The sequence below is a fragment of the Corynebacterium sp. HMSC062A03 genome, assembly GCF_001811145.1.
GTDB classification, from domain to species: Bacteria; Actinomycetota; Actinomycetes; order Mycobacteriales; family Mycobacteriaceae; genus Corynebacterium; species Corynebacterium aurimucosum.
The window spans coordinates 32,076-40,477 of sequence record NZ_KV803664.1 but is presented as its reverse complement, the minus strand read 5'-3'; the positions used below and the strand labels follow the sequence as shown (position 1 = coordinate 40,477).

The following is an 8,402-nucleotide window of genomic DNA, read 5'->3' as shown; positions in this document are numbered from 1 at the left end:
CCCCGACGTGTCTACTTTCCGGGGGCCAGGCCCAGGAATTGCGCGGCCGGTGGCCGCCTCCAGCTCCTTGCGTATTTGTTGAAAAGCCTCGCTAGGCTCGCTCGGTGCGTACAGGCTCGATACCTTCCAATATGGATTACGCCAACCTCGGTGGTTGGCAATATGGCGTAGCGCGATAGAAAGATATCGGCCTCGTTCTTCGTCATCGTGGATGAAGGAATTTACCAATTCCACGCGAGCCTTCCATGGAAGGTAAGGGTCGGAATAGTGCTCAAAAGGTAGAGTTTCCCAGCCTTGCGCTTTGAGAAACTTTTCAAGCTTAATCATGCGCTTGCGGCGACGGCGGTACAGACGTCGCGTACGTCGTGCGACTCCAGAAGAAGCAAGTCGGGTCACCGCTCGCTTTTGCTGGTCGGGATCTAGTCCTGAGTCGTGGATCAGCGAAACCGCACTGAGAGTTTTTACTGGTAGATCATTTTCGTCGACTTCAATGGCGGTGCAGCCAAGCGAATAAGTTCCGACATCTATTCCAACGCGGTAAGAGAGAGACAAAGGATTAGCCCTTTCAGATAAAAAGAAAGCCGAACCCGAGGGTTCGGCTTGGAGCAATCAACGTCGGAAACGAGCCGACGCTTACTGAGGTTCAGTTCTGGTTAAGAACATAGCAGAATACGTCTCGTGTGTCTTGGTTTCCTCCACAAAATTGGCGGAAGACTATTGGGTTCGCACCGATGACTTTCATCCAATAAACATGAACGCAAACAGCGTGTTGAGCACCGTCGCCACAATCATGGGCACGGAGGTGCGCTTGACCAATTGGATGGGATTGACCTTGATGGCGCCGGAGACAATGAGCACCGCGGCGTTGACCGGGGAGACCTGGCGCATCAGGTTGGAGGTACCCCAGATGGCGGTGAGCATCTGCGGGGCGTGGATGGAGGTCTGCGAAGCCAGGTTGGGCACCACCTCAGAGAAAGCAAAGTAGGGGGCAGTGCCAGAGCCAGTGAGCGCGGCCATTGCGGCGGTGGCAGCGACGAAGACGAGGACGATGAGGACGGCGGCGCCGGAGGAGCCCTCGGCGGCGTCGATGAGCATGTCGATGACACCCATCTGCGTGATGCCCTCCACGAGGACAGCAGCGGCGACCAGCAGGGCCACGACGCCTGCAGCACCCTCACCCATGCCCTTGAAGAAGCTGGAGATGGAATCCACAGCACCGGTGACGGTGCGCTTGCGGATGGACTCGATGATCATCGCGATGAACAGGGAAACCACGGTTACCGGGAGGATGCCGCCCTCAAAGGGGATGACACCCAAGCGGTTGAGGATGGCGGAGATGATGATGAGCAGCAGCGGCATGAGCGGAAGCACGGCGTAGTAGCCCGGCAGGGAAGCGGCGCGGGCGATAGCTTCTTCGGTAGCGTCATCGTGCATCGAATCGGCGCTGACCTCACCGGAGCTTTCAGCCTTGCGGGCATCCACCTTATCGCAGTGGCGCTGCCACCACATGTGGACGAAAGCAGTGATGAGCAGGGTGGGAACCGTGGCGTAGGCGACGGCGCCGTAGACGAATTCCGTCGGCGTCATGTTGGTGAGATCGGCGCCCTGAATGAGGCCGGCCTCAAGTGGGGTGGGCACAATGGTAGAGGAGGTCACCACGATGGCGCCCACGGTCAGCGGTGTCAGGCCCGCAGCGATGAGCGCTGGTAGGAGAGTGGCCACGAGCAATAGGGATAGCGCTGCGGCCGAGGGGATCACCAGCGAGAGCAGCGTGCCCAGGATGAAGCCCACTGGAACCAGCCAGTAGGAGCCTTTGAAGCGCTTGAGCGGTGAGGAGAGCACCACGACCGTCTTGGCATCAGCACCAATGTGCCGCATATAGGACACGAAGCCGAAGAGCACCATAATCGCCATGCCGATGCCGGAGAAGCGTGCTTTGAATAGCGCGTCCACGACGAGCAGCTGATCGTAGAAGGCATTACCGGTGGCTTCGATTTCGGTGGTGCGGAAATCCGCGCGTCCAGTGAGGGCGGCGAGCATGAGCAGGACTACGCCAACGGCGAAGATGGAGGCCGCGGCGTGGACTTTCTTATAGATGAGGTAGACAACTGCGGCGATGGCCAGCAGTGCGATGAGAAGGTAAAGCATCTGAGGATCCTTCTTCTGGTTATATCCACTTACTGTTATAAGGTAACACCGGCTATGACAGGTGTCGCGCTCAACCCCCCCACACGTACGATGAACCTCATGCATATTGATGACGTCCTCGACCGCGCCCACGTGGTATCCCTTCCACTCGCCGTGAAATTCCGCGGTATCACAACGCGGGAAGCACTGCTTATCGATGGCCCCGCGGGTTGGGGCGAGTTCGCCCCCTTCCTGGAGTACGGGGCGGAGGAATCCGCCCGCTGGCTCGCCGCCGGCCTGGAGGCCGCCTACGAAGGCTTCCCGGAACCCGTACGCGAGTGGGTAGAAGTCAACGGCACCATCCCCGCGGTCCCCGCAGAGCAGGTCCCGGAGGTCATGGAACGCTACCCCGGTTGCCGCACCTTCAAGATCAAGGTGGCGGAGAAGGGACAGACCCTAGAGGACGACATCGCGCGCGTTCACGCCGTCCGTTCCCACATCGAAGCCCAGGGCCGCGTGCCGGTCCTGCGCGTCGACGCCAACTGTGGCTGGAGCGTCGAGGAAGCCGTCACCGCGGCCAAGGAGCTCATGCCGCTGGACTATATGGAGCAGCCGTGCCAGACCGTCGAGGAACTCAAGGAAGTGCGCACCCAGCTCATGCGCGCCGGGATTTTCGTGCGCGTGGCGGCAGACGAGTCCATCCGCAAGGCCAGCGACCCCTACCGGGTGGCGGAATTGCAGGCGGCGGATGTCGCCGTGGTCAAGCCCGCGCCGCTGGGTGGTGTGCGCAAGGTGCTCGAGGTGGCTTCCCATCTGCGCGAGCGCCACATGGACATCACGGTGGCCTCCGCCCTGGATACCTCGGTGGGAATCTCCATGGGGCTTGCCGCCGTGGCCGCCTTGCCGCAGATCTATGACGACGAAGACATCGACGTCACCCCGGCCGCCGCGGGCCTGGCCACCGGTTCGCTGTTCCTTGAGGATGTCACGGCACCGCGCGAGCTTGTCGACGGTCACCTGCGCGCCGAAGCCCTTGCCCCCGACCCGGATCGCCTCAGCGCGCTCGCCGCGCCGGGCGAGCGCCGCGAGTGGTGGTTTGAGCGCGTGCGTCAGTGCTGGCCGCACCTTTAAAAGCACAGCTCACGGTCCATGTCCGGAGGTCAGCGTAGGCTGGCGGGCATGACGATTTCCGTGAGAGACGCGCACCTGCACAACCTTCGCAACGTGGATGTGGACCTTCCACGCGGCCAGCTCGTGGCCGTGACGGGGGTGTCCGGTTCCGGCAAGTCCTCGCTGGCCTTCGGCACCATTCATGGCGAAGGCCAGCGCCGCTACCTGGAATCCGTCGCGCCCTTTGCTCGACGCCTCATCGCCTCCGCGGTGGACCCTCAGGTCGGCCGCATTGAGGGGTTGCCGCCGACGGTGGCGTTGCAGCAGTCGGCGTCGGCAAGCAGCGCGCGCTCCACCGTGGGCACGATCTCCGCCATGTCTAACTCCGTGCGCCTTCTTTACTCGCGCTGCGGTGACAACCCGGAGGGCCTGTACTCCGATTCCTTCTCCCCGAATACCCCAGAAGGCATGTGCCCGGAGTGCCAGGGCACCGGCGTGGTCCACGAACCCACGGAGGCGTCCATGGTGCCGGACCCCAGCCTGAGCATCGAGGAAGGCGCGATTGCTGCGTGGCCCGGAGCCTGGGCGGGCAAGAACTTCCACGACATTCTGCAAGAACTGGGCTATGACTTGGATTCACCGTGGGAGGATTTGCCGAAGAAAGACCGCGAGTGGATCCTCTTCACCGAGGAGCGCCCGGTGGTAACCGTCAAGCCGCGCCGCGGGGCGGATCAGATCCAGCGCAATTACGAGGGCACGTGGCGCTCCGTGGCCAGCTACCTGACCAAGACCTATGCGGAGACGAAGTCGGATACACTCCGCGCCCGCGTCTTGAGCTTCATGGAAACCCGCCGCTGCGATACCTGTCAGGGACGCCGGCTGACGGCGAAGGCGCTCAAGGTCACCTACGCTGGGCTGCCGATCGACGAATTCAATGCCCTCCCGTTGAGCGAAGCCCACGAGCTGTTAAGCGCTCAGAAACCACAGCCGAATGATGCGGAAGACCTGCTCCTCAAGGCCCTCCTTCCGGCCTTTGAATCTGCATTGGAACTCGGCCTGGGGCACCTCAGCCTGGATAGGCCTATGGACACGCTCTCGGGCGGTGAGGTGCAGCGCCTGCGCCTGGCTGCGCAGCTGCGCTCCGGGCTCTATGGTGTGACCTATGTCCTGGATGAGCCCTCTGCGGGCCTGCACCCGGTGGAGCGGGGCGCGGTGCTTGATATGTGCCGGCGCTTCATCGCGGAGGGGAACTCGGTGCTGCTGGTGGAACACGACATGGAACTGGTCAAGCAGGCCGATTGGATCGTGGATGTCGGCCCGCTCGCCGGTGAGCGCGGCGGCCAGGTGGTGTACTCGGGTCCCGTCGCCGATTACATAGAGGCGGCGGACTCTGCAGATACTCCCACCGCGCGTGCCTTGGCGCGCCCGCGCCCCACGCCCAAGGTCGAAGCGCGCCCGGCGCACGGGGACATCGCGCTGCGCCGGGTGCACTCGCACACCATCGATGGCCTCGACGTGGACTTCGGACTCGGCCAGTTTACGGCCATTACTGGGCTTTCGGGTTCCGGCAAATCCACGTTGCTGGCCGCACTCCATGACATGCTCACGGGGCCGGACTGTCCGAAGCAGGTCAAGCGCGTGGTCTCCATTACCCAAAAGCCAATCGGCCGAACCCCGCGCTCCACGGTGGCGACGTACACCAACCTCTTCGACAACGTGCGCAAGCTCTTCGCGGCCACCCCGGAGGCCAAGAAGAAGAAATGGACGGTCTCGCGCTTTTCCTACAACGTTAAGCAAGGCCAGTGTCCCACCTGCGGTGGCGCCGGCCAGATCGAGGTCGAGCTGGTCTTCCTTCCAGGCTCCTATACCCAGTGCCCGGATTGCCAGGGACAGCGCTATAACGATGACACCTTGTCCATCCGCTGGAAGGACAGGACCATCGCGGACATCCTCGACCTTACGGTGGAAGAGGCCCTGGAGGTCTTTGCAGATGAAGCGCCGATCCTCCACGCGCTGCAAACCTTGGAGGCGGTCGGTCTGGGTTACCTGCGCTTGGGCCAGGGCGCTCCGGAGCTTTCCGGCGGTGAAGCGCAGCGCATCAAGCTTGCCACGGAGCTGCAGCGCTCCCGCAACTCGCGCCGGGGCCATACCGTCTACCTGCTGGATGAGCCCACCGTCGGGTTGCACCCGGCCGATATCGACCTGCTCATCGCTGAGCTGCACTCGCTGGTGGAGGCCTCCCATACTGTCGTGGTGGCAGATCATGACCGTCACCTCATTGCCGGCGCTGACCGGGTTATTGAGATGGGCCCGGGGTCTGGTTCGGATGGCGGAAAGATTGTGGCGGATGGCACGCCGGGTCAGGTTTCCACGGGACTAACGCCCACCGGGCGGGTGCTAAGTGGCGCGGGTGCACGATAAGGTAAATCCCATGACCAACAACAACGGCGACAACGAGACGCGGCAGTTCGGCCGCGTCACCGGTGAGAACGAAACCCGCCAGTTCGGCGCGCCCCAACAGCAGCCGCCACAGCGTCCCCAACAACACTTCCCGGAGCCCGGATCCCAAAACACGCAGGCCTATGGTCAGCCCTATCAGCAGGGCTATGACCAGAACTATCAGCAGCCGCAATATGACCCGGCCCCGTCCATCTACCAGGTGGAGCAGCCGAAGAAGGGCGGGGGAGCCCTGTCCTATGTCTTCGCGGCCATCGCTGCTATCGCCGTCGTTTTCGCCGGCGTGCTGTTCTTCCTGTGGCGCGGTGCGGCAGCGGATGCTGACAAACCCGCCCCGGAGCCGGTTACCGAGACCGTGACCACCGAGGTTCCCACCACGGTGACCACCACCAAGAGCTCGCCGCGGGATAACCTCCCCACCGATATTCCGACGGAGCTGCCGACGGAGCTGCCGCCGGACGTCCAGGACCGTGTGGACCAGGGGGGAGCCGAATTGGAAGGGTTGATCAATGACCTCTTCGAGCAATTCGATTCGGGCATGGAAGAGCTCGATACGGGTGGTGCAGGCAATGCCTAATACTGAATCTCACACCGAGCCCACTGCCTCCGCGCAGCCGGAGTCGATGCAGCTGGCCGAAGCACTGGCGGCCCAGCTTTCGCGGCACCTCACCGACGTGGTTATCTGCCCGGGTTCGCGCAACGCACCGCTGTCTTTGGCGCTTCTCGCGCGCAGCGATATTCGCGTGCATACCCGCCTGGATGAGCGCTCCGCCGCCTTCGCTGCTTTAGGTTTGGCACGCGTCCAACGCCGGCACGTCGGCATCGTGATGACCTCCGGCACCGCGGTGGCTAATGCCCTGCCCGCGATGGTGGAGGCGCATTACTCGCATACCCCGCTGGCCGTCATCAGCGCGGACCGGCCGGCCCGCTTGGTGGGCACGGGGGCCTCCCAGACTATTGAGCAGCCCGGCATCTTCGGCGTGTATGCGGAGACCACCCAGGTGGAGAGCACGAGTGATATCCCGCTTATCGCGGAGCGCTTTTTGAATGACCGCCAGGTGCACATCAACGTGGCTCTCGATGCCCCGCTGGTAGGCGAAGAGCTGCCCGGTAGCCCGACGGATTACACGCAGCACCGCGCTCGTACCCCGCGGTGGGCGAATCACGGCGAGGTGGCCGTCGATCTCAGCCGCAACACGCTCGTCATCGCCGGCGATGAGGCCTGGGAAGTCGAAGGCCTGGAGGATGTCCCCACCATCGCCGAGCCCACGGCACCTGCGCCCTATCACCCGGTGCACCCGGCCGCGGCGCACCTCTTCCGCCGCGCCCAAGTCTCCGCCAACGACTACGTGGTCAACACCAAGGTGGAGCAGGTCATCGTCGTGGGCCATCCCACCCTGCACCGCGGTGTCCTGGCACTGCTGAGTGATCCCGATATCGATCTCATCTGTCTGTCGCGCACGGAAGATTTCACCAACCCCCGTGGCGAGTCCGCGCAGCTGGGTACCACCGCCAAAACCAGCGGCGAGCCCACGCGAGAGTGGATGAAGATCTGCGAAGGCGCGGCCCAGATGGCGGCCGACGGTGTTCGTGAGGTTCTGGCGGAGACCACCGGTGAGGATGCCACCAAGCCCGAGATCGGCTTTACCGGCCTCCACGTCGCCGCCGCGGTGGGGGACACCCTCGCCGTCGGAGATACCCTCGTCCTGGGCGCCTCCAACGCGGTGCGGGATGCGTCCTTCATCGGCCTGCCCTTCGACGGTGTGGAGACCTATTCGCCGCGCGGGGCCGCCGGCATCGACGGCACCATAGCGCAGGCCATCGGTATCGCCCTGGCCACCCAGTCCCGCGAAGCCGACGCCCCGCGCGCCCCGCGCACCGTGGCGCTCATGGGGGATGTCACCTTCCTCCACGATGCGACTTCGCTCATCCTTCCCGAAGACAACCCGCGCCCGGAGAACCTCACCATCGTCGTCTCAAACGACGACGGCGGCGGCATCTTCGAGGTGCTCGAACAGGGCCGCGAGCACCTGCGCGACTCCTTCGAGAAGGCCTTTGGGACGCCGCATGGGGTGGGTGTGGCCAAGCTAGCGGAAGCCTGCGGTGCTGAGCACCGCGAGGTGAGCTCGGCGCAGGAGCTGCTCGACGTTTTGGCAGAACTCAAGGAATACTCCACCGGCATCACCGTGGTGGAGGCGCATACCACGAGGTCCTCGCGCCGCGCGCTGCAGGAAGCTTTGAATGCCAAGGTAGGTCAGTAAATGCCGCGGCGCCGGGTACGCCAGCTGATCCTGGTGCTGTACGCCGCAGCTCTCGTGGGCATGGCGGGAATGGTCATCGGCCCTTTTCTCAATGACCGCACCATCGGCGCCAACCCCGGGCGCGCCCTGGCCACGGTGACGGATGTCGGCACCTTGCGTACCTTCGTGGATTTCCAGGACTCCGAGGGTATCTATCACACCCCGCCCACCGGCCTGCTTTATCCCACCGGGCTGGGGGAGGGACAGCAGGTCTGGGTGCTCTATGCCAAGAACAACCCGGACCTAGTCAAGGTGGAAGGCCGAGAATGGACGCTATCGATTATTCCGGCGCTGTCCTCTGCAGCTGTGGCGACCCTGATTGCCGGGGCGTTGTGGTGGGCAAGCGGGAAAATTAACCGGAATTTAGCGCGTGCTTTACCAGCCGAGCACCCAGGAAAGGAATGATGG

Annotated in this window: 6 protein-coding genes and 1 pseudogene; 5 read left to right on the top strand and 2 right to left on the bottom strand. The window is 63.5% G+C overall.

The genetic code is table 11. The features are described from left to right. Positions 1-552: pseudogene (locus HMPREF2781_RS12610) on the bottom strand (CRISPR-associated protein); the annotation flags it as partial. Positions 553-738: 186 nt separating this feature from the next. Continuing rightward, a complete protein-coding gene (gene dcuC / locus HMPREF2781_RS05685) occupies positions 739-2,148 on the bottom strand; it encodes a C4-dicarboxylate transporter DcuC (protein WP_070644708.1) in 1,410 nt (469 codons plus the stop codon). Positions 2,149-2,247: 99 nt separating this feature from the next. On the opposite strand from dcuC, the gene HMPREF2781_RS05680 reads away from it, so the two are divergent. From HMPREF2781_RS05680 to HMPREF2781_RS05660, 5 genes are read left to right on the top strand one after another with little or no spacing between them, the layout of a single operon-like run. Then, complete coding sequence (locus tag HMPREF2781_RS05680; RefSeq protein WP_029158959.1) at positions 2,248-3,258, top strand: o-succinylbenzoate synthase; 1,011 nt, start codon at positions 2,248-2,250, stop codon at positions 3,256-3,258. A 48-nt stretch (positions 3,259-3,306) separates the two neighbouring features. Beyond that, positions 3,307-5,658 carry an ATP-binding cassette domain-containing protein gene (locus tag HMPREF2781_RS05675; RefSeq protein WP_070644707.1) on the top strand — a complete coding sequence of 784 codons (2,352 nt, stop codon included), beginning with the start codon at positions 3,307-3,309 and terminating at the stop codon, positions 5,656-5,658. A 10-nt stretch (positions 5,659-5,668) separates the two neighbouring features. Further along, a complete protein-coding gene (locus HMPREF2781_RS05670) occupies positions 5,669-6,271 on the top strand; it encodes a hypothetical protein (RefSeq protein WP_070644706.1) in 603 nt (200 codons plus the stop codon). Then, positions 6,264-7,955, top strand: a complete 1,692-nt coding sequence (menD, locus tag HMPREF2781_RS05665) for a 2-succinyl-5-enolpyruvyl-6-hydroxy-3-cyclohexene-1-carboxylic-acid synthase (RefSeq protein WP_070644705.1) — start codon at positions 6,264-6,266, stop codon at positions 7,953-7,955. The genes HMPREF2781_RS05670 and menD overlap by 8 nt, the downstream gene beginning before the upstream one ends. Continuing rightward, the gene (locus HMPREF2781_RS05660; RefSeq protein WP_070644704.1) at positions 7,956-8,399 is read left to right on the top strand and encodes a DUF3592 domain-containing protein; all 444 of its coding nucleotides are present in this window, start codon (positions 7,956-7,958) and stop codon (positions 8,397-8,399) included. The last annotated feature ends 3 nt before the right edge of the window (positions 8,400-8,402 follow it).